Raw genomic sequence first — 19,375 nt, 5'->3', positions numbered from 1 at the left:
GCGTTAGGGTTGGCCAATGACGCAGCGCACCAGTCTTGATGATACTGACCGGCGGTTGCTGGGCTTGCTCGATCAGAACGCCCGCGAACCCACGGCCTCGCTGGCGCGCAAGATCGGCCTGTCGCGGTCGGCGACGCAGGAACGCATCGCCCGGCTGGAACGGGATGGGGTGATCGCAGGCTATACGCTGCGCTGGGGCACGGGGGAGGCGCCGGAAGGGTTGCTGGCCCATGTGTTCCTATCGCTCGACGCGCGGGCGGGGACGAGTTTGCCCCAAGCCTTGCGGACGCGGGCGGAGGTAAAACGCTGCCACACGGTGAGCGGCGAGTTCGATATGATGCTGTTGGTTGCCGTGGCGGGGCCGAAGGCGCTGGATCGGTTGCTGGACGATATCGGCCGGTCGCCGGGGGTGCGCCGCACCCAATCCGCCGTGGTGCTGGATATGAAATTCGAACGGGGCTAGTGCGATGAGTTTGCCTTTTCTGCTGGATTACCGCGCCCGCGGCGAGGAAAGCGCACCGGCCAATCCGTTGCGCGGTAGCCCGATTACGCGGGTGGCCAATCAATATGTCGGCGCCAACGGGCATTTCTTCTGCGGCATTTGGGAATCGACCCCCGGCGCCTGGGAAGTGAATTACACCGAAGAAGAAATGTGCGTGCTGCTAGCGGGTAAGGTCCGCCTGATCCACCGCAATGGCGAGACGCGGGAGTTTAAGGCGGGTGACGCTTTCATCATCCCTGCCGGGTTCGTCGGCGTTTGGGAAACGGTGGAAACCGTGCGCAAACTCTATGCGGTGGCCGAGGCCTAGGCCATGACGCCGGAGGCGGTGCAGCGCTATTCCCGCCATCTGCTGCTGAAGGAAATCGGCGGGCCGGGGCAGGCGACGCTGGGGCGCGCAACGGTCGCCGTGATTGGCGCGGGCGGCATCGGCAGCCCGGCGCTACTGTATCTGGCCGCCGCCGGGGTGGGGCGGCTGATGCTGATCGACGATGACCGGGTCGATCTCTCGAACCTCAACCGCCAGATCGCCCATAGCACAGCGCGGGTGGGCGCGCTGAAGGTGGAGAGCGCGGCGGAGGCGCTGCGCGCGCTTAATCCCGACGTTACGCTGATCCTGCGCGCGGAGCGCGCGACCGAGGCCAGCATCGACCGGCTGCTCGCTGGGGCCGACGCGGTGATCGACGGCAGCGATAGTTTCGACACGCGCCGCCTTGTGGCCGACGCCTGCGCCCGCCTGCGCCGACCGCTGATTTCGGCGGCGGTCGTGCAACTCTCCGGGCAATTGACCGTGTTCAAACCCTATTTGGGGCCGGAGCATCCGGGCTTCGGGGCGCTCTACCCAGCGCCGCCCGCTGCGGGCGCCTTGCCCTCCTGCGCCGAAACCGGCATCCTCGGCCCAGCCGCAGGCGTGATGGGCACGCTGGCGGCGGTCGAAGCGATCAAAGAACTCCTCGGCCTCGGTGAGTCGCTGTCGGGCTGGCTGCTGCTGTATGAAGCGCTGTGGAGTTCGTTGGACCGGGTGCGGATTGGTTAGACTTTTTATTGTACCTTAGGGATCACGCCTTCGAGAGCTGGTACACTTACGTTCAGTTCCTGCACCAGTAAATCACCCTGTACACCAGGAAATTGCTTCATATAATCTCTTGTTACCGTGGTGTCGACTCTATATTTCACGAGTTTAGCCGGAAGTTGGAGGGCATTAACGTAAAAATCGCCAATATAATTGATCTTCCCAGCTTCAGCTTTGAATTTTATATAATAATTATCATCCTTAAAAATTTTGGTTAAATACGTTCTGCGATCAAATTGATTGGAGACTTCCGTTATAGCATATTCTCCGGGTGCTACGGCAAAGGCGGCTCGTTTGAAAATCGACACGGTTTGAAAGTCTCGAAATAAAATCAGACCATTTGTTTTCCAGTCGCCAACCCTAAAATTTTCACCTTCGCGTAAATTCATTTTTCCATTAATCAGATTCCTGCCCACAAGCTCGCATTCATGGCCCTCAAGCGTTTCACACCCAAAGCCGAGAACGACAATCGCCTTGCCGGTCTCTGGCGTAAACTTCGTTTCTTGGGACAGTGAGGAAGTTGATAGGCGAGCACACCCGACGAGCAAGGCGAGCGATAGGATGGCGACGGCGTTTCTGATCATGACCCTATTCCCCGAAAAGCCGTATCCATAAATTAAGAATTCGTAAAATTCAATCAACGCGAATTAAGCATTCTTTTTGCAATTTTATATATCACGGCTCAATCCGAACTGGCTTAACCACCCACTCGCCGGTGAGTTTGGGGAAGGTGGCCAGATAGGCTTCCGCCGCCGGACGATCTTCTCCGTGAATGACGCGCGGCTGATCCTTGAACGGCGTCGAGTTAAAAGTAAAATCACCGAGGTAATTGATCTTCCCGGCTTCGACATCGACGCGCGCAAAGGGGCGGTTAGTCTCTTTGCTGGCTAAGAAATAATTATGGGTTCGGCTGTTGCCGAAGGTAGAAAATAGCTTCAGTGCATAGGGGCCAGGTTCGACCACATGGGCGTAATAGCCCATTTTCTTTCCCACGTTAGGGGCGCCCGGCAGGCCCCATCCGGCATAGCGGAGCAAATTTTCGGGCCGAGTCGCTGCGTAAATGCGTTGGCTATCGGTTTCCGAAAAGCCGTCGCCAATCAGGCGACCGAACTCGATGGTGCACATGGTTTCCGAGAAGGCGAGGCACACAAACCCATGCACAACGATGGCCTTAGTTGGCTGCAACACCGTTTCCGCCGTCACAGGCGGCTCCGCAGGGCGCAGGCAACCGGTGAGCAGAAGGAGAGGCGCAAGACGCCAGAAAACCGCTTTCAGCATGACCCATCCACCTCCTAATGCACGGGGCGCGAGCATAGCGATATGGACCGACAGATGCATCTGTGATCCTTCCCCTACCCAAGCCCCAGAAACTCCCCTAAAACCCCTCCATGTCCTCTTCCTTCGCGCGCGCCATTGCCACGGTTGGCGGCTACACGATGATCAGCCGGGTGCTGGGCTTTGTCCGGGATATGCTGCAGGCGGCGGTGCTTGGGGCGGGGCCGGAGTCCGATGCCTTTTTGGTGGCGTTCAAACTGCCGAACTTCTTTCGGCGGCTGTTCGGCGAAGGGGCCTTCAACGCCGCCTTTGTGCCGGTGTTTGCCGGGATTTTGGCGACCGATGGGCAGCGGCGGGCGGTGATCTTTGCCGAACAGGCGATGGCCGTACTGCTGGCGGCGCTCATCCTCTTTTTGGGGTTGGCCGAGGTCGGCATGCGCTATCTCACAATGGCGATGGCCCCCGGCTTCATCGGCGATCCCGAGCGGTTCGAGCTGACGGTTTATCTGTCGCGCATCACCTTCCCCTATTTGCTGCTGGTCTCCCTCGCCTCCTTACAGTCGGGGGTTCTCAACAGTCTCGATCGCTATGCGGCAGCGGCGGCAACGCCGATCTTGCTGAACCTCTGCATGATTGCGGCGATGCTGGGGCTGGTGCCGATCTTGGGCGCGCGCGGTCTCGATGGCGTGGCCGAGGCCTTGGCCTGGGGGGTGGTGGCGTCCGGCGTCGCGCAGTTCCTTTGGCTGGCCTATGCCTGCCGGGCGGCGGGGGCGCCGCTGCGCTTGCCGTTACCGCGCCTAACGCCGGACGTGAAGAAACTGCTGAAACTGCTGCTGCCGGGGGTGCTGGGGGCGGGGATCATTCACGTCAATGTGATGATCGATATGATGATTGCCTCGCTGTTGCCCGCTGGGGCGGTGACGCATCTCTATTATGCCGACCGCATTGCGCAACTGCCGCTCGGCGTCGTCGGGGCGGCGATTGCCACGGCACTGCTGCCGCTGCTCTCCCGCCAGATCCGCCAGGGCGAGGCGGAGGCGGCGCACGGCAGCCAAAACCGGGCGCTCGAATATGGGTTGATGTTCACCCTGCCTGCCACGGCGGCGCTGATCGCCTTGGCCGACCCGATCATGCTGGTGCTGTTCGCGCGCGGGGCGTTTTCGCTGGCGGACGCGGCGGAAACGGCGCGGGTGCTGCAATCCTTCGCCCTCGGCCTGCCCGCCTATGTGCTGGTGAAAGGCCTAACGCCCGGCTTCTTCGCCCGGGAAGATACGCGCACCCCCGTGCGTTTTGCGGCGATCTGCCTGGTGGGGAATCTGGTCTTCAACCTCGGGCTGATGCCCTGGCTGGGGGCGGCAGGGGTGGCGCTGGCGACCAGTCTTTCATCGTGGCTCAACGTCGGGCTGTTGGCGAGCACGCTGCACCGGCGCGGGCTTCTAAGCTTTGATGCCCGCCTGCGCCGCCGCGCGCCGCGCCTGCTGCTTGCCTCCCTCGTCATGGCCGGGGCGATCTTCGCGCTGCTGCCCTGGCTATCGCCGATCCTGCAGCCGGGCCACCTCTGGCGCTATCCAGTCTTCGCGGGTCTCTGCGTTGGCGGGGCCTTGCTGTTCTTCGCGGTTGGCCATGCCCTCGGCGGGGTTAATCTGCGCGACATCAAGGCGCTGCGGCGGCGGGGGTAGCAGCAAGCTGGCGCAGTCGGTTGGCGCTGGTCTCATCGGCGGGATAGAAGGCTTCCAGCATCAGTTCGGCCAGGGTAATGTCGGTCGGTGTACCGAAGACGGTCGTGGTTGAAAACAGCGTCACCTCCCCGACCGGCGTGCGCAGGTGAAGCGGGATGAAGACCCCACCGAAATCCTCCAGCGGTGCCGTCTGGGGCGGGGCGGGAAAGCTCGCAAGCTCGGTGACCAAGGCCTCAAGCGTTGGGTCGGCGGTCGCGAGGCTCTGGCGGCGCAAGCGCTCCAACAGATGCGCCCGCCACTCCCCAAGGTTCAGGATCATTGGGGCCAAACCCTGCGGATGCAGGCTGAGCCGCAGCACATTGACCGGCGGCTCCAGCAAACGCTGATCTGCAACCCCGGCCAGAAACGGTAAAAGCGCGCGGTTCGCCGACACCAGGGTCCAGCGCTGGTCGATCGCTAGGGCCGGATAGGGTTCATGGGCGGTCAGCAGCCGCTCCAGCGCTTCCCGCGCCGGGCGTAGGGCCGGATCGTCCAGCGCGCGTTCGCCGAAGACGGGGGCGTACCCGGCGGCCAACAGCAAGGCATTGCGGGCGCGCAGGGGCAGGTCCAGCCCTTCGGCCAAGCGCAGGACTGCGCGCTGACTGGGGCGGGCGCGGCCGCTTTCGATGAAGCTTAAATGCCGTTGCGACATCTCAACTTCCAGCGCCAGATCAAGCTGGGTCAGGCGGCGGCGCTGGCGCCAGAGCCGCAGGTGATCGCCCAAACTGCGGGGCGGCAGGGAAAGCGCAGTCATGACCCCAGCATACCCGCTTTCCGCCGCCCGCCAATTACCTGCCGCGTAATCGACAGGCGCGGCGGCACGGCGCAGGGTCGGGGCCATTCACCCCCCCCCTATCCTGGCGAGAGGTTCCCATGCCCTTAAAACCCCATCCCCTGCTCCGCTATGCCCTGTTGGTTGATGCGCTGACGAGCACGGTTTTTGCCCTTGGTCTCGTTCTGCTGGCCGGACTGCTGTTCCCTCTGCTGGGGCTACCCGAAGGGTTGCTGCGGGGAATTGGCGTCGGGTTGCTGCCGTATGGTTTAGCCCTGTTTTGGATCGCGCGGCATCCGTCGCCCGTCTGGGTAAAGGCGGTCATCGGCCTGAACCTGTTCTGGGTTGCCGATAGCCTTGTGCTGTTGGGGAGCAAGTTGATCGCGCCCACGGCCTTGGGGGCGGCTTTTATCCTGGTGCAGGCGGCGGCGGTCGGCGGGGTGACGCTGGCGCAGATCATCGGCCTGCGCCGCTCCAACCCGCTCCAAGCCCGCTGACGGGAGGCCCGCATGACCGCGTATGTTATCGCCCGGCTGGTGACAGCGGGTTTCGATCCCGATCTCGTGGCCTACCTGCGGACGATTGACGCAACCCTCGCCCCGTTTGGCGGTCGCTATTGCGTTCACGGCGCCACCATCGAGCGGCTGGAGGGGGATTGGCCCGGGGGCGATGTCATTCTTCTCGGGTTTCCCAGCACCGAGGCGGCGCGCGCGTGGTATGCTTCCCCCGCTTATCAAGCGATCCTGCCGCTGCGGCAGGCCCATTGCCAGGGGGATGTGATCCTGGTTGCCGGAGTTGCCGAGGGGCATCGCGGGGTCGATTTACTGACCGCGCGCCCCAGTGCTTGACCCTTGCCGCGCCGTCCGCGATAAGCAGGACCATGAGCAAGCGCATTTTCTCCGGCATTCAGCCGACCCATCACCTGCATCTCGGCAATTACCTGGGCGCCGTGCGCAACTGGGTAAAGCTGCAAGCCGATTTCGAATGCATCTTCTGCGTCGTCGATCTGCACGCGCTGACCGTGCCGCAAGACCCGGCAGCGCTGTTGAAGGCAACGCGCGAAGTGGCCGCGACCTACATTGCCGCCGGAATCGACCCCGAGAAGAATATTCTGTTCAATCAGTCGGCGGTGCCGACCCATGCAACGCTCGGTTGGTTGCTCGGGTGCCTCACGCCGCTCGGCTGGCTGAACCGCATGACGCAGTTCAAGGAAAAGGCGGGCAAGCAGCGCGATAACGCAGGCTTGGGGCTTTATTCCTACCCGGTGCTGATGGCGGCGGATATTCTTCTCTATCACGCCACCCATGTGCCGGTGGGCGAGGATCAGAAGCAGCATCTGGAACTGGCGCGCGACATCGCCGGGGCCTTCAACCGTCAGTTCGGCGAGGAGTTTTTCCCGCTGCCCGAACCGCAGATTTTTGGCGCGGCCACCCGCGTTATGTCGCTGCGGGATGGGTCGAAGAAGATGTCGAAATCGGACGAGTCCGATTATTCGCGCCTGAACGTCACCGACGATGCCGATACCATCGCCCTGAAGATCAAAAAGGCGAAGACCGATATTCACCCGATGCCGGAGTCGGTCGAGGGGCTGGACGGCCGCCCGGAAGCCGCCAACCTGCTGAATATCTATGCTGCCCTTAGCGATAAGCCGCTGGCGGAGGTGATCGGCGCCTACGCGGGCAAGGAGTTTTCGGTCTTCAAGCGCGATCTGTCGGATCTGACCGTCGCCGTGATGGGGCCGATGTCTGAACGGCTTAATCAATTGATGGCTGACCCGGCGGAGCTTGACCGCATCCTTGCGCGCGGGGCGGAACGGGCGCAGGAGATTGCCACGCCGGTGCTGAACAAGACCTACGATCTGATGGGGCTGCTGCGCCCTAAGGCGTAAGCGGTTTTCGGAGTGAGACTCAATCGGGGGCATCGCGCCCCCGATTTGCTTTTGGCGGGCAATCATGGCGGATTTTGACGTCATCATCCTCGGCGCGGGGGCGGCGGGCCTAATGGCGGCGCTGACCGCCGGGCAACGCGGGCGGCGGGTGCTGGTGATCGACCATGCCGATACGGCGGGGAAGAAAATCCTCATTTCCGGCGGCGGTCGCTGCAATTTCACCAACCGTGACGTGGGGGCGGCGAACTACCTGTCGGAAAACCGCCATTTCGCCAAATCGGCGCTGGCCCGCTACAGCCAGTATGATTTCATTGCGTTAGTAGAACGATATAAGATTCCCTACCACGAGCGCGATTGGGGGCAATTGTTCTGCGACGGATCGGCGCGCGAGATTCTGGCGATGCTGCTGGCGGAGGCCGCTCGCGGCGGGGTGCGGATCAATCTGGGCGAGACGATCCGCGATGTGCGCAAAGCCGATCATTTTGTTATCGAAACATCTAAAGCAACCTATAGCGCCCCGGCCCTGATTTTGGCGACCGGCGGCCCGTCGATCCCGAAAATGGGCGCGACCGGCTTTGCCTTCGAGGTCGCCCAGCGCTTCGGCCTGCCGATTGTGACGCCGCGCCCGGCCTTGGTGCCGCTGACAGCGGCGGGGGACGATCTGGCGCTGATCGGCGGGCTGACCGGCGTTTCGATCCAAGATACGATCACCAGCCTTGGCAAACGGCAGTTTCGCGAGGCGACGCTGTTCACCCATCGCGGCCTGTCGGGCCCGGCGATCCTGCAAATCTCCAGCTATTGGCAGCCGGGGGACACCCTGCGGATTAACCTCCTGCCGACGGTGGAGGCCGAAGACTGGCTGCTCGGCGCGAAGCAAAGCCGCAGCCGGGCGGAGCTAAAAACCGTGCTAACCCAGCATCTCCCGACCCGCCTTGCCACGGCGTTCGTGCCGGAAGCGGCACAGGGCAAGGCGGTGGTCGATCTGCCCGATAAGCTGCTCCTAGCCCTCGCCGACCGGCTGCACCGCTGGCCCTTCACCCCCAGCGGCACCGAAGGCTATGCCAAGGCCGAAGTGACCGCCGGGGGCATCGATACCAAGGCGCTCTCGTCGCAAACAATGGAAGCGCGCGACGTGCCCGGCCTCTATGCCATCGGCGAGGCGGTGGATGTGACCGGCTGGCTCGGCGGGTATAATTTCCAATGGGCCTGGTCGAGCGGCTGGGCCGCCGGAATGGCGGTTTAACCCTTTACCTGCGCCCGAAACGCCGTGGGCGTGATCCCCAGGTAGCGTTTGAACGCGGTCGAGAGATGGGCGTGGGAGGCAAACCCTGCCTCTAAAGCGACTTGGCTTAAATCCGCCTCCCCCGCCGTCATCAGGCGGCGCGCGTGGGCGAGTTTGTGATCCAGCAGATAGGCTTGCGGCGAGACGCCCAAGGCCGCTTTCACCGCGCGGCTAAAGAAACCTTCCGACAGGCCGAGCGTTGCGGCGAGACCCGCGACCGTCACCCCTTCCGCCAGCCCGGCGTCTATCGCCGCGTCGAGCTTGGCGAGGCGCTGCGGCGTCATCCATCCGGCGGCTTTCGGCGGCGGCAGCCCGAGCGCGCGGGCGGCTTGGTCGCAAAATTCCTGCGCCAGCGCCTCGACCTCCAGCGCCTCAACCCTCTCCGGCGCCAGCAGGGCGGCGCGCAGCCGATGCGCCGCAGGGCGCAGGCCGGGGGCCAGCCGGTCGGTCGTTTGCGGGGCGGGCAGGGCGTCGGGCAGTGTCAGCGTTAGATATTCCCCGCCGAGGCGCGAGCGGGAGACAAGGCTACAGCCTTTCGGAACGTAGGCGAAACTATTGGCGCGGGTGCGATAGGGGCGCAGCCGGTCGCTATCGAACGCATGGTCGCCGTCTTGGGTTTCAAAGGCAAAACCGAGCGCTGGCGCCGCCGCGCAATAGCGCGCCTCGTAGGGCTGGCGGGGCAGCAGGGTCAGGGCGAAACGCCCGACCGACAGGCGGCGAATAGGCTCGATCATGGGCCGGGACTGCACTTCATGTCAGATGGATGAAAGCATAGCGCGTTCTGACATGGCAGAGAAGCAGAGTTATTGTTTCAGGAGCTTCCTATGCGCTTCACCCCCGATGAAATTGCCGCTGCCGCCGCGACGATCTACGACCATATGCCGCCGACGCCGCAATTCGCTTGGCCGCTGCTGGCCCAGCGTGTGGGGGCGGAGGTTTGGGTGAAGCATGAGAATCACACCCCGACCGGCGCCTTTAAAATTCGCGGCGGGATTACCTTCATCGATTGGCTGCGACGGCACCATCCGGAGGTGCGCGGCATCGTCACGGCGACGCGCGGCAATCACGGGCAAGCCCAGGCGCGCGCGGCGATCAAGGCCGGGCTGACCGCGAAAATCTTCGTGCCCTTCGGCAATTCACCGGAAAAGAACGCCGCGATGCGCGCCTTTGGCGCCGAAGTGGTGGAAGCTGGGGCCGATTTCGACGCGGCGAAGGCCGCCGCCGCCGATGCCGCTGAAACCGAGGGGCTGTACCCGGTTCCGGCCTTTCATCCCGCCTTGGTCTGCGGCGTCGCCACCTATGCGCTGGAACTCTTTGCCGCCGTGGCGGACCTCGATACGGTCTATGTACCCATCGGCTGCGGCTCGGGCCTCTGTGGAACCATTCTGGCGCGCGATGCCTTGGGGCTGAAGACCGAAGTGGTTGGCGTGGTTTCCACCGAAGCCGCCGCCGCGAAACTTTCCTTCGAAGCCGGGCGGATCATCCCGACCGCCAGCGCCAATACCTTTGCCGATGGCATGGCCGTGCGCGTGCCGGTGCCCGCCGCCTTCGAGATTTATTCGAAGGGCGCCGCCCGCATCCTCGCCGTGACCGACGCCGAAATCGCCGCCGCCATGCGCGCCCTCTACGAGGATACCCATAACCTCGCCGAAGGCTCCGGCGCTGCCGCTTTCGCCGCCCTGATGCAGGAACGCGACCGCCAACAGGGCAAGAAAGTCGCCGTCATCCTTTCCGGCGCCAATATCGACCGCGATATGGCGGCCCAAGTCTTCGCCGGGTCGGATATGACCCCGGCGGTGGCACAGGTCGCGTAAGGCTTCGTCGGGGACTCTGTCCCTGAACCCCTGGCCAAGGGGCTTGCCCCTTGGCGATCCTATTTTCTGATTGGGCTATTCGGGCGTCAGTTTTACGCCTTGATTGAGCAGTCCCGGATTCTCAAGGGGCGGTTGCCCCTTGAGCAGGGTGCAGGGGCAGCGCCCCTGCTTACAGCGCCACGCGCATCCCATCCCCGAACGCCTCGAACAACCCCGGCTCCGTCCCGGTCAGCCAGCTTTGCCCGCCGAGGGAGAAAAGCTCTGCGGCCAGGGCTTCGCGCTTGCTGGGGTCGAGATGGGCGGCGACTTCATCGAGCAGCAGCAGCGGCGGGGCACCCCGCGCGGACCTGATCAGCCGGGCATTGGCCAATAGTAGGGCGATCAGCAGGGCCTTTTGTTCGCCGGTCGAACAGAGGGCGGCGGGCATGTGCTTGCCGCGATGGACGATCTGCCAATCGCTACGGTGTGGGCCTTCGGTGGTGGTGCCAGCGGCGGCGTCGCGCGGACGGGTTTGGCGCAGAGTCCGGCGGAAGTCTTCCTCCACCGCCAGCGCGGGCTTCTCCGCCAGGGCGGCTTCGAGCAAGCCGGTCACGGCGAGATCGGCGGCGGGAAACGGCCCAACCCCGGCGGCGACGGCGAGGCCGAGGCGCTGGCTAATATCGCGCCGGGCGGCGGCAATGGCGGTGCCGTCGCGCGCCATCGTCTCTTCGAGCGCGGTCAGCCAATGGGGATCGGGGCGCTTGCCGTCCTCGCCGTCGCGCAGCAGCTTCAGCCGGTCGCGTTGGGCGGCTTCGTAGCGGCTGAGGTGCTGAAGGTGATCGGGCAGGAAGCCGTGCACCATCCGGTCGAGAAAGCGCCGTCGCCCGCTGGCGCCCTCCTGAAACAGCCGGTCCATCACGGGGGTGAGCCAGCCGACGACGAGCAGGTCCGACAGCGCGCCTTGGCTTTTGGCGGGTTCGCCGTCGATGCGGATTTGCCGCCGCTCCCCTTGGGCGGGCACGCGGCCCGTCGCGAGGCTGACGGGGCCGTGGGGCAGGTTGAGGTCCACCTGCATCGACCAGCCGCCCGGCCCGCCCTGGCGGTCGATATCCGAGAGCGATGCCCGGCGGAACCCGCGTCCGGGCGCCAGGAAGGACAAGGCTTCGAGCAGATTGGTTTTACCGACGCCATTATCGCCGGTCAGAATCACACACGCGCCCGAAACCGGAAGGTCGAGCGCGGCGTGACTGCGGAAATTCTGAAGACGCACCCGGCTAAGCGCCGGGAGGGGGTGCGGCGTCAGGCTCACACCCGCATCGGCATCAGCACGTAAATGGCGCTGCCATCCGCCCGGTCGCGCACGACGGTGGGGGAGGCGGCATCGGCCATAATGAATTGCGCGACGTCGCCCTGAACCTGCTTTAGAATGTCGAGCAGATAGCGGGAGTTGAAGCCAATCTCGAAGCCGCTGGAGGTGTAGGAGACTTCCAACTCTTCCGTCGCGCTACCCGCTTCCGGGCTGTTCGCCGTCAGGGTCAGCGTATTGCTGCCGAGGGCGATCTTAATGGCGCGGCTTTTTTCGGTGGAGATGGTAGCGACGCGGTCCACGGCTTCGGCGAAACTATCGCAATTCAGCTCCAGCACCTTGTCGTTCCCGGTCGGGATGACCCGCTCGTAATCCGGGAAGGTGCCGTCGATCAGCTTGGAAGACAGGATGATCGCGCCGAAGGCTAGGCGGATGCGGGTTTCCGACAGGCCAATGCTCACGGCGCCATCGGCTTCGTCCAGCAGCTTGCGCAGCTCCAGCACCATTTTGCGCGGCAGGATGACGCCGGGAATGCTTTCCGCGCCCTTCGGCAGCGGCAGTTCGACGCGGGCGAGGCGGTGGCCGTCGGTGGCGACGCCGCGCAGCACCGGGCCGCTGGGCTGATTGGTCGCGTGAACGTAGATACCGTTCAGATAGTAGCGGGTTTCTTCGGTCGAAATTGCAAAGCTGGTGCGGTCGATCAGCGCCTTCAGGTCGCCGCCCGAAAGCACGAAATTATGCGGCAGATCGTCCGACGCAAGGCTGGGGAAATCGGCGGTCGGCAGCGACGGCAGCGTGAAGGTGGAGCGCCCGGCGCGCACTGTCACCCGTTCCTTCTCCGGCTCCGACGTCAGTTCGACCGAGGCGCCGTCGGGCAGCTTGCGCACGATGTCGTAGAGCGTATGGGCGGGCGCCGTCACGGAGCCGGGCAGGCTGACCGAGCAGGTCACCCGGTCGACCATATCAAGGTCCATATCCGTCGCGGTCAGCGAAACGCTATCGCCATCCTGGGCTTCGATCAGGATATTGGACAGGATTGGGATCGTATTGCGGCGCTCAACGACGCTTTGCACATGGGCGAGGCTTTTGAGCAGGGCGGCACGATCAATCGTCAGTTTCATGGCGATGAGTCTTCAATCCTTCGGTCATCCGGCAGGCCGCAGCCGCAGCGGAAAAGTGGCGCGACTATAGCATAGGGACTGAGGGGGGAAAGAGGCTTCTCGTGAAACAAAACACCCCGCCGAAGCGGGGTGCCGTGTTTTTACACCGCTGCCGCCGTTCGCGCGTCGAGGCCCGGTGCGGCGGGGACTGCTACCGGGGTTGTCGGATCGGCGATGCGATGGCCGACCATCAAAGCGGTCAGCCGATGCAGGAAGGCGCGGCCCTTGCCGGTCAGGCTGACCAGCTTGCGCCGCCGCTCACGCGGGTCTTCGCGCGCTTCGACAAGGCCAAGGCCGGGCTTGCCGAAGGAATGCCATTCCGACAAAGCGGCAATATTGCGCGAGGCGGAGGATTGCGCGATGGCGAGCCGTTGCGCCAGCTCGCCCATCGACAGCCCTTCGTTCTGCGCGAGCGTCAGAAACGACAGGGCGTACTGAATGGGAAGGTCCGGGTCGAGGGTACGGAATTCTTCAAGGACGCGAATCAGGGTGGACAGCGCCATATCGGCGCTGTCGGACCCTTCAGCCGGGAGAGGCGCCTGCGCGGCAGTCGCGCTCATCCCAGTTTCAATCGCGGCCACGTCAGCCAGGGCAACCTGCGGGGGCATCAGCGGCCCGCCCCAGTCCGGCAGACAGCCCCGGCAGCCAGCGCGGGGGCGTATAGATAATGTGTAACCGTCCGAACCATATCAAAACCTCCCGGTTTTCGCGGCGCATCTCGGCCCAGCGCAACGCGCCGGTGGGCACCGACCAACGGGCAAATTCAACGTAAAGCTTAGGTCCCCGAGGGACAGAGAGGAACAGCGGCATGGGACACCTGCGGTATCAGAGAGCTTTGACAAAGGTCAGAAATGTTCTTTCGGCAGAAGGTGCCGTGGGATACGGGGAATGCCTGCGTCGATCGGCAGGCGCGGGTCTGATTGATCATGGGTTTAATCCTTTCTCGCGTAGAGAAGCTGATGCCGCAGGGGTGGGTTAGAAGCCTGCGAACGGGGATATCATCCGCGTGCGGATGGATGGACGCAAGGAAAAATCATCCTCCCCCGGCAAAGAATCGCCGAGGTTCAGATCCCGGCGCAGGGCCGGGGAGAGGTCCGCGACCGAGAGGCGCGGGGCGGACGGGGGGGCGGGAACGGGCCGATAGGCCCGCAACCACCGGGCCGACAGGGTCGCCCAGAGGGAATTCATGGCTGAGGCTTTCGGTTGGAGAAACGGGAAAAAGCGCCCCCGGAGAAAAGAAGGGGGATGTTTCCGAGGGCGGATATATCCGATAGCGGAAACGATTGAGGCGTGCAAGGGAAATTCCATCCGCCTGGCTGACACGCTGTGACTGAGCATATTTATTACAAATTGAAGATTCAGCCCCCTCATACCCTAAAGCGTGATAGAGGCAGGAAACTTCTTTTAGAACCTTATCCAAGAAAGGTTTCCTGATGTCATCGGTTGAAAAAGCGACGAGTTTTACGAAACTTTCTGAGCGCGTCTCACCGCCGACGGCGCCATGGCAGCCGCATTGGCCGAACCCTGCCGATATCCCCTATCATTATGCCAATCTATTGCACCGATGCGCGGCCACCGGTATTGCCGATGTTCGGGGAACAGCGGCAGCCCGCCAGCGGATTGCGATTATTGGGGCCGGATATGCGGGGCTAACGGTCGCCCGTGAACTTTTGCGCTGCGGGTATGAAAATATCGCCCTGTTCGAGGCAGAACCCCGAATCGGCGGTCGGGCCTACCCTGTGATGCCGGAAACAAAATCTGGTCGCGCGCTTGGCAGTTGGACGCCCTATGAATTGGGCGCAATGCGCATCCCCTTCTTTTTACCGGAGGATGGGACGACCGAGTGCAATAGCCTTGCCCATTATTTCGTCGCGCTCTATGGGCAGCAGTATCAAGATTTCCCCAATCCTGGCAGCGTTGGCACCCGGACGGGGATCTATATCAACGAAGGCTTCGGTCCAGCGATTGAGGATCAGGTTTTTCAGGGCCTATTGACCTGGGCACCGACCCCCGACGCGCCAAAACCGCCCACGGCAGGATTGCAGGCGGTGCATGCCGCTTGGACGGCCTGGGCACACAACATGCGGGAATGGGTGGCCCCCGCCTATGGGGCAAGCGCTGATTGGCGCGACTATTGGCGGCGGATTATGCAGGTTTACGAGTTCCGCACCTTCCGGGATGTCGCCCTCCTGCCCCGCAAGCAATACTACCGGATCGATGGCACGACCGATTCCCGTCACAAGGCCGACAATGCGGCGGGTGACTTCGGCGGCCTGGGATTGACGCCCGCCGAAATGGAGCTTTTCTACACAATTGGCACGGGGGACGGCAGTTGGGGTGCTTTCTTCGACGTTGCCGCCCTCTACCCGATTCGCACGCTGATTTTCGGGTTTGCAACACAGCATAAGCTGCTCGGCCACATTTCCCAGTCGATTGCCGACGCCTTACCGCTGCCGAAATCGGCCCGTCAATACGGCTATTGCAGCGATTCCCTGGGGCGGCATTTCGATATGCCCCTGCTGGCCGGGGTTTCGGCCATCCCGGCGATGCATCTGTTTCAGCCGGTGACCTGCCGGGGGCCAGAAAACGGCCAGTCGTTTTATCAACAACTGACCCCCTTCAATCCCGATGGGGTGGGGCGGTCACTGATGACGGGAACCCGCATCCGCTATATCGATTGGTTCGACAATCAGTATCTTCTAACGACAGAAACTGGCGAAACCGCCCGTTACGATCATCTCGTCGTGACGGCGCCGGGTTGGTCTCTCCAGATGAACACTGGGTTTGGGACGGGTTTTCTGGAAAATATCTTTGTCTCCCCCAGCGCCGGAAATAACTACTGGCCGCCGATGACGAGTTGGAAGGGCATCAAAATGTCCCACAACATCACGTCCAGCAAAATCTTCTTCAAACTGAAAGCGCGGTTTTGGGAAGAAAGCGCCATTCCGCAGGTGATCGTGACCGATACGTTTTTACGGGATGTCTATGGTTATGCCGTCGACCGCAAGCCCGACGGCAGCCCCAGCGGCGACCCGGGCGTCTTGCTTTGCTCCTATACCTGGGAGGATGATTCCAACAAACTGGCGTCGGAAAGTGAATATCCCGACGATAAAACGCTTGCCGCGCGGGCGCTGGCCCGCTTAGACGCGCTTCTGCAGCGCAGCGGACTGCCCGCGATGTCGAGCTTTGTTGATCAATCAGCCGCGCCGTTAGTTTGGCAGTGGGAACGACAGCCGCTGTATCGAAGCTGCGCGAAACTCTATCGGGCGGGCAGTTTTGATTGGAATTACGCCCAGTTGACGTGGAATCAAAATCATTCGCGCAGCAAGAAACTTTATTTTGCGGGCGAATTCGCCTCACTAGAAGGCGGATGGATCGAACCGGCGATGACCCGGGCAATCGATACGGTACTCCATATCGTCAAGAACACGGTGCCGCAGGCCGATTGGCCGACGGTCTTTTGCGACTATCCGATGGTCAACGCCTATCCCGAAATTGAAGATTGGCGCCCAGCCCCCCCCTATGCGACCGAGACCGATAGCGCTGAGGCACGGCACCCGGAGGCGGCTTTATCGGTCTGATTGTCCGACAATCCCCTTGCCGCCGTCGCGCTTCCCCCCCAAACTCGGGCGCGCGAAGGCTGCCGGGGACAGGCGGCCACGCGCTGGGTGTTTTGGGGTTCGTTGGGAAGGGGGGACGCGATGGCGCCTCGGGTCGGGTTGTTCGTGACCTGTCTGGTCGATCTCTATCGGCCAAGCGTTGGGTTTGCGGCGTTGAAACTTTTGGAAGCCGCGGGCTGCACGGTAGTGGTTCCGGCGGAACAAACCTGCTGCGGCCAGCCCGCTTACAATAGCGGCGAGCGGGCGACGACGAAGCAGATCGCCCATCAGGTCATCGAAGCGTTCGACGGGCTGGACTATGTGGTCGCCCCCTCCGGCTCCTGCGCGGGGATGATCCGCAACCATTATCCCGAACTCTTCGCCGACGATCCCGCCGCCAAGCTGGCCGCCGAACGGGTCGCCCATCGCACTTACGAACTTATCTCTTTCCTCACCGATGTGATGGGCGTGACTTCGGTTCCGGCGCACTGTGCCAAGAAGATCACCTATCACGATAGTTGTTCGGGCTTGCGCGAGTTGGGGGTGAAGGCCCAGCCGCGCGCCCTACTGAACACGGTTGACGGTCTCAGCATTACCGAAATGGAGGATGCGGAAACCTGCTGTGGTTTCGGTGGCACTTTCTGCATCAAATACCCCGACATTTCGGACCGGATGGTCACGAATAAAACGGATAATATCGACAAGACCGGGGCCGATTTGCTGCTGGCGGGCGATCTCGGCTGCCTGCTGAATATGGCGGGCAAGCTGAAGCGCCGGGGATCGCGCATTGAAGCCCGCCATGTTGCCGAAGTGCTGGCGGGCGATTTGTCCGCCCCCGCCATCGGCGAAGCCGAGCCGCGCTAGGGGAGAGGAAGAATGCACGCCACCAGCCATGCTTTCGTTTCCAACGCCAAAAAGTCGCTGACCGATGCCACCCTGCGCAAAGCCCTCGGGAACATGCGCGGTGGCTTCGTCAACAAACGCGCCGCCACCATCGCCAAAGTGCCGGAATGGGACCAGTTGCGCGACACGGGCCGCGCGATCAAGGACCATACGCTCGCCCATCTCGATTTCTATCTGGAAGCCTATGAGGCGCAGGTCACGGCCTCCGGCGGCGTTGTCCATTGGGCGCGCACGGCAGAAGAAGCCCGCCAGATCATTCTCGACATCTGCCGCTCGGTCGACGCCAAGACCGTGACCAAGGGCAAGTCGATGATCGCCGAGGAAATCGGCCTGAATGATTTCCTGGAGCAAAAGGGCGTCACCCCGGTCGAAACCGACCTTGGGGAATATATCATCCAGCTTCGCAAGGAACCGCCGAGCCATATCATCGCCCCGGCGATCCATCTGACGGCGGAGCAGGTGGCGGAAACTTTCCGCAAATCCCATACCCATCTCGATCCGGCCCGCCCGCTTAGCGAGCATCGGGCGCTGCTGGAAGAGGCGCGGGCGGAACTGCGGGCGAAATATTTCGCCGCCGATGTCGGCATCACCGGCGCCAACTTCCTGATCGCCGAAACCGGCACCAGCGTCATCGTGACCAACGAGGGCAATGGCGATCTGACCCAGTTGCTGCCGAAGGTGCATATCGCCATCGCCAGCCTGGAGAAGATCGTGCCGACGCTGGAGGATGCGACGACGCTGCTGCGCCTGCTGGCGCGCTCGGCGACGGGGCAGGAGTTTTCCTCCTACACCACCTTCTCCACCGGCCCGCGCCGCCCAGAAGACCCGGATGGGCCGGAGCAATATCATGTGGTGCTGCTGGACAATGGCCGCTCCGGCATGCTGGGCACCGAGTTTCAGGACATGCTGCGCTGCATCCGCTGCTCGGCCTGTATGAACCATTGTCCGGTCTATGGCGCGGTCGGCGGGCACGCCTACGGCTGGGTCTATCCGGGGCCGATGGGATCGGTGCTGACGCCGACGCTGATCGGCGTCGATGAAGCCGGGCATCTGCCCAATGCCTCCACCTTCTGTGGGCGCTGCGAGCAGGTCTGCCCGATGAAGATTCCGCTGCCGAAAATGATGCGCCATTGGCGCGAGCGGCAGGCGGAAGAAAAGCTGTCCCCCGCTGCCACGCGCTATGGCATCGGCATTTGGGCGTTCTTTGCGACGCGCCCCACCCTCTATCGCTGGCTGACGCGGGCGGTGGCGGCGGGGTTAAGCCTCGCGTCCCGCAAAAAAGGCCGCTTCACCAGCCTGCCGCTGGCGGGTGGCTGGACGCGGGTGCGCGATATGCCTGCCCCGCAAGGCCAGACCTTCCAAGCCCTTTACGCGAAACAACGGGGTCGGCGATGAGCGCGCGTACCGATATTCTTGGCTCCATCCGGCGGTCGCTGGGGCGCGGCGCGCTCGATCCGGCAACGGAAGCGGGGCTGCGTCAGCGCCTGTCCGCCCATCGCCGCCAGATCGGCCTCGCCCGCACGGAAAAGCCGCACGACGACCTCGTGATCCTGTTCGAGGAGATGGCGACGGCGCTGGCCGCGACCGTTGCGCATATTCCCGATGCGGCGCAGGTGCCGGAGGCGGTGGCGACCTATCTGTCGGACCAGAATCTCCCTGCCGAATTGGTGGCCGCGCCCGGCTTGGAAAGCCTGCCGTGGGCCGAGCGCCCGACGCTGACCGTGCGCTTTGGCAAGGCGGAGAATCCCGATCTTGTTTCCGTCACGCCGGTCGTCGGTGCGGTGGCGGAAACCGGCACGCTGGTGCTGACCTCCGGCCCGGCGACGCCGACCAGCCTCAACTTCCTGCCCGATACGCATATCGCCGTGGTCAAGCGCAGCCAGATCACTGGGCGCTACGAGGATGTGTGGGATACGATCCGCGCGACCGGCCCGGTGCCGCGCACGGTGAATATGATTTCCGGCCCGTCGCGCACGGGGGATATCGAGCAGACCATTCAACTCGGCGCCCATGGCCCGCGTCGGCTGCATATCCTCATTCTTGACGAGGCGTGACGCGGACCCGATCTTAACGGTATCAAGCCGCCGGGGATCTGCATCCCCGGCGCT

21 protein-coding genes are annotated in these 19,375 nt (G+C 63.2%); 13 read left to right on the top strand and 8 right to left on the bottom strand.

Features of this window, described 5'->3' with window-relative positions:
* The first annotated feature begins 16 nt into the window (after positions 1-16).
* From CHR90_RS06975 to CHR90_RS06965, 3 genes are read left to right on the top strand one after another with little or no spacing between them, the layout of a single operon-like run.
* Positions 17-463 (top strand): Lrp/AsnC family transcriptional regulator, encoded by a 447-nt coding sequence (locus tag CHR90_RS06975; protein WP_094408272.1) that lies wholly within the window; start codon positions 17-19, stop codon positions 461-463.
* A 4-nt stretch (positions 464-467) separates the two neighbouring features.
* Positions 468-809, top strand: coding sequence for a cupin domain-containing protein (locus CHR90_RS06970; RefSeq protein ID WP_094408271.1), 342 nt, complete (start codon positions 468-470; stop codon positions 807-809).
* A 3-nt stretch (positions 810-812) separates the two neighbouring features.
* Positions 813-1,535, top strand: coding sequence for a HesA/MoeB/ThiF family protein (locus tag CHR90_RS06965; RefSeq protein WP_094408270.1), 723 nt, complete (start codon positions 813-815; stop codon positions 1,533-1,535).
* Between the two features lie 5 nt (positions 1,536-1,540).
* Here CHR90_RS06965 and CHR90_RS06960 read toward each other — a convergent pair whose 3' ends face one another.
* Positions 1,541-2,155, bottom strand: coding sequence for a hypothetical protein (locus CHR90_RS06960; protein ID WP_094408269.1), 615 nt, complete (start codon positions 2,153-2,155; stop codon positions 1,541-1,543).
* Between the two features lie 91 nt (positions 2,156-2,246).
* Positions 2,247-2,849: a hypothetical protein gene (locus tag CHR90_RS06955; protein ID WP_094408268.1), complete on the bottom strand. Its 603-nt coding sequence runs from the start codon at positions 2,847-2,849 to the stop codon at positions 2,247-2,249.
* Between the two features lie 110 nt (positions 2,850-2,959).
* Between CHR90_RS06955 and murJ the strand changes: the two genes are divergently transcribed.
* Positions 2,960-4,525: a murein biosynthesis integral membrane protein MurJ gene (gene murJ, locus CHR90_RS06950; RefSeq protein ID WP_094408267.1), complete on the top strand. Its 1,566-nt coding sequence runs from the start codon at positions 2,960-2,962 to the stop codon at positions 4,523-4,525.
* Here the strand turns inward: murJ and CHR90_RS06945 are convergent.
* Positions 4,500-5,405, bottom strand: a complete 906-nt coding sequence (locus CHR90_RS06945; RefSeq protein ID WP_229671579.1) for a helix-turn-helix transcriptional regulator — start codon at positions 5,403-5,405, stop codon at positions 4,500-4,502. The two genes, murJ and CHR90_RS06945, sit on opposite strands and share 26 nt — an antisense overlap.
* 32 nt (positions 5,406-5,437) lie before the next feature.
* Here CHR90_RS06945 and CHR90_RS06940 point away from each other — a divergent pair, with 32 nt between their 5' ends.
* The 4 genes from CHR90_RS06940 to CHR90_RS06925 all read left to right on the top strand — a co-directional run bounded on the left by CHR90_RS06940 (position 5,438) and on the right by CHR90_RS06925 (position 8,467).
* The gene (locus CHR90_RS06940) at positions 5,438-5,833 is read left to right on the top strand and encodes a hypothetical protein (RefSeq protein WP_188775385.1); all 396 of its coding nucleotides are present in this window, start codon (positions 5,438-5,440) and stop codon (positions 5,831-5,833) included.
* Positions 5,834-5,845: 12 nt separating this feature from the next.
* Positions 5,846-6,184, top strand: coding sequence for a DUF1330 domain-containing protein (locus CHR90_RS06935; protein ID WP_094408266.1), 339 nt, complete (start codon positions 5,846-5,848; stop codon positions 6,182-6,184).
* 32 nt (positions 6,185-6,216) lie between these two features.
* Positions 6,217-7,224 carry a tryptophan--tRNA ligase gene (gene trpS / locus CHR90_RS06930; protein WP_094408265.1) on the top strand — a complete coding sequence of 336 codons (1,008 nt, stop codon included), beginning with the start codon at positions 6,217-6,219 and terminating at the stop codon, positions 7,222-7,224.
* 64 nt (positions 7,225-7,288) lie between these two features.
* A complete protein-coding gene (locus CHR90_RS06925) occupies positions 7,289-8,467 on the top strand; it encodes a BaiN/RdsA family NAD(P)/FAD-dependent oxidoreductase (RefSeq protein ID WP_094408264.1) in 1,179 nt (392 codons plus the stop codon).
* On the opposite strand, the gene CHR90_RS06920 is transcribed toward CHR90_RS06925, so the two are convergent.
* Positions 8,464-9,240 carry a helix-turn-helix domain-containing protein gene (locus CHR90_RS06920; RefSeq protein WP_094408263.1) on the bottom strand — a complete coding sequence of 259 codons (777 nt, stop codon included), beginning with the start codon at positions 9,238-9,240 and terminating at the stop codon, positions 8,464-8,466. The genes CHR90_RS06925 and CHR90_RS06920 overlap by 4 nt on opposite strands.
* A gap of 90 nt (positions 9,241-9,330) precedes the next feature.
* Between CHR90_RS06920 and CHR90_RS06915 the strand changes: the two genes are divergently transcribed.
* Positions 9,331-10,320: a threonine dehydratase gene (locus CHR90_RS06915; protein WP_094408262.1), complete on the top strand. Its 990-nt coding sequence runs from the start codon at positions 9,331-9,333 to the stop codon at positions 10,318-10,320.
* Between the two features lie 169 nt (positions 10,321-10,489).
* Here CHR90_RS06915 and recF read toward each other — a convergent pair whose 3' ends face one another.
* From recF to CHR90_RS06895, 4 genes are all read right to left on the bottom strand, one after another.
* A complete protein-coding gene (recF, locus tag CHR90_RS06910) occupies positions 10,490-11,608 on the bottom strand; it encodes a DNA replication/repair protein RecF (protein ID WP_094408261.1) in 1,119 nt (372 codons plus the stop codon).
* Positions 11,605-12,726 carry a DNA polymerase III subunit beta gene (gene dnaN / locus CHR90_RS06905; RefSeq protein ID WP_094408260.1) on the bottom strand — a complete coding sequence of 374 codons (1,122 nt, stop codon included), beginning with the start codon at positions 12,724-12,726 and terminating at the stop codon, positions 11,605-11,607. Before dnaN ends, recF begins: the two co-directional genes overlap by 4 nt.
* A 140-nt stretch (positions 12,727-12,866) precedes the next feature.
* Complete coding sequence (locus tag CHR90_RS19620) at positions 12,867-13,373, bottom strand: MarR family winged helix-turn-helix transcriptional regulator (RefSeq protein ID WP_229671578.1); 507 nt, start codon at positions 13,371-13,373, stop codon at positions 12,867-12,869.
* Positions 13,374-13,740: 367 nt separating this feature from the next.
* Entirely contained in the window at positions 13,741-13,953 is a 213-nt protein-coding gene (locus CHR90_RS06895; protein WP_094408259.1) for a hypothetical protein, read from the bottom strand.
* 245 nt (positions 13,954-14,198) lie between these two features.
* Here CHR90_RS06895 and CHR90_RS06890 point away from each other — a divergent pair, with 245 nt between their 5' ends.
* The 4 genes from CHR90_RS06890 (at position 14,199) to CHR90_RS06875 (ending at position 19,321) form a co-directional block, all read left to right on the top strand.
* Positions 14,199-16,346, top strand: a complete 2,148-nt coding sequence (locus CHR90_RS06890) for a flavin monoamine oxidase family protein (protein WP_094408258.1) — start codon at positions 14,199-14,201, stop codon at positions 16,344-16,346.
* A gap of 120 nt (positions 16,347-16,466) precedes the next feature.
* Positions 16,467-17,228: a (Fe-S)-binding protein gene (locus CHR90_RS06885; RefSeq protein ID WP_094408257.1), complete on the top strand. Its 762-nt coding sequence runs from the start codon at positions 16,467-16,469 to the stop codon at positions 17,226-17,228.
* A gap of 12 nt (positions 17,229-17,240) precedes the next feature.
* The gene (locus tag CHR90_RS06880) at positions 17,241-18,662 is read left to right on the top strand and encodes a LutB/LldF family L-lactate oxidation iron-sulfur protein (RefSeq protein WP_094408256.1); all 1,422 of its coding nucleotides are present in this window, start codon (positions 17,241-17,243) and stop codon (positions 18,660-18,662) included.
* Positions 18,659-19,321 (top strand): LutC/YkgG family protein, encoded by a 663-nt coding sequence (locus tag CHR90_RS06875; RefSeq protein WP_094408255.1) that lies wholly within the window; start codon positions 18,659-18,661, stop codon positions 19,319-19,321. The genes CHR90_RS06880 and CHR90_RS06875 overlap by 4 nt, the downstream gene beginning before the upstream one ends.
* Positions 19,322-19,375: the final 54 nt, after the last annotated feature.

It is taken from the genome of Elstera cyanobacteriorum (genome assembly GCF_002251735.1).
In the GTDB taxonomy this organism is placed as follows: Bacteria; Pseudomonadota; Alphaproteobacteria; order Elsterales; family Elsteraceae; genus Elstera; species Elstera cyanobacteriorum.
Note: the sequence above shows the minus strand (reverse complement) of the source record. Positions and strands in the feature narration are given on the sequence as shown.

What these genes read in the sequence shown, in the direction of transcription:
- CHR90_RS06975 (WP_094408272.1), top strand. Translation starts at nt 17, where the DNA reads ATGACGCAGCGCACCAGTCTTGATGATACTGACCGGCGGTTGCTGGGC.
- CHR90_RS06970 (WP_094408271.1), top strand. Translation starts at nt 468, where the DNA reads ATGAGTTTGCCTTTTCTGCTGGATTACCGCGCCCGCGGCGAGGAAAGC.
- CHR90_RS06965 (WP_094408270.1), top strand. Translation starts at nt 813, where the DNA reads ATGACGCCGGAGGCGGTGCAGCGCTATTCCCGCCATCTGCTGCTGAAG.
- CHR90_RS06960 (WP_094408269.1), bottom strand. Translation starts at nt 2,155, where the DNA reads ATGATCAGAAACGCCGTCGCCATCCTATCGCTCGCCTTGCTCGTCGGG.
- CHR90_RS06955 (WP_094408268.1), bottom strand. Translation starts at nt 2,849, where the DNA reads ATGCTGAAAGCGGTTTTCTGGCGTCTTGCGCCTCTCCTTCTGCTCACC.
- murJ (WP_094408267.1), top strand. Translation starts at nt 2,960, where the DNA reads ATGTCCTCTTCCTTCGCGCGCGCCATTGCCACGGTTGGCGGCTACACG.
- CHR90_RS06945 (WP_229671579.1), bottom strand. Translation starts at nt 5,405, where the DNA reads ATGGCCCCGACCCTGCGCCGTGCCGCCGCGCCTGTCGATTACGCGGCA.
- CHR90_RS06940 (WP_188775385.1), top strand. Translation starts at nt 5,438, where the DNA reads ATGCCCTTAAAACCCCATCCCCTGCTCCGCTATGCCCTGTTGGTTGAT.
- CHR90_RS06935 (WP_094408266.1), top strand. Translation starts at nt 5,846, where the DNA reads ATGACCGCGTATGTTATCGCCCGGCTGGTGACAGCGGGTTTCGATCCC.
- trpS (WP_094408265.1), top strand. Translation starts at nt 6,217, where the DNA reads ATGAGCAAGCGCATTTTCTCCGGCATTCAGCCGACCCATCACCTGCAT.
- CHR90_RS06925 (WP_094408264.1), top strand. Translation starts at nt 7,289, where the DNA reads ATGGCGGATTTTGACGTCATCATCCTCGGCGCGGGGGCGGCGGGCCTA.
- CHR90_RS06920 (WP_094408263.1), bottom strand. Translation starts at nt 9,240, where the DNA reads ATGATCGAGCCTATTCGCCGCCTGTCGGTCGGGCGTTTCGCCCTGACC.
- CHR90_RS06915 (WP_094408262.1), top strand. Translation starts at nt 9,331, where the DNA reads ATGCGCTTCACCCCCGATGAAATTGCCGCTGCCGCCGCGACGATCTAC.
- dnaN (WP_094408260.1), bottom strand. Translation starts at nt 12,726, where the DNA reads ATGAAACTGACGATTGATCGTGCCGCCCTGCTCAAAAGCCTCGCCCAT.
- CHR90_RS19620 (WP_229671578.1), bottom strand. Translation starts at nt 13,373, where the DNA reads ATGCCCCCGCAGGTTGCCCTGGCTGACGTGGCCGCGATTGAAACTGGG.
- CHR90_RS06895 (WP_094408259.1), bottom strand. Translation starts at nt 13,953, where the DNA reads ATGAATTCCCTCTGGGCGACCCTGTCGGCCCGGTGGTTGCGGGCCTAT.
- CHR90_RS06890 (WP_094408258.1), top strand. Translation starts at nt 14,199, where the DNA reads ATGTCATCGGTTGAAAAAGCGACGAGTTTTACGAAACTTTCTGAGCGC.
- CHR90_RS06885 (WP_094408257.1), top strand. Translation starts at nt 16,467, where the DNA reads ATGGCGCCTCGGGTCGGGTTGTTCGTGACCTGTCTGGTCGATCTCTAT.
- CHR90_RS06880 (WP_094408256.1), top strand. Translation starts at nt 17,241, where the DNA reads ATGCACGCCACCAGCCATGCTTTCGTTTCCAACGCCAAAAAGTCGCTG.
- CHR90_RS06875 (WP_094408255.1), top strand. Translation starts at nt 18,659, where the DNA reads ATGAGCGCGCGTACCGATATTCTTGGCTCCATCCGGCGGTCGCTGGGG.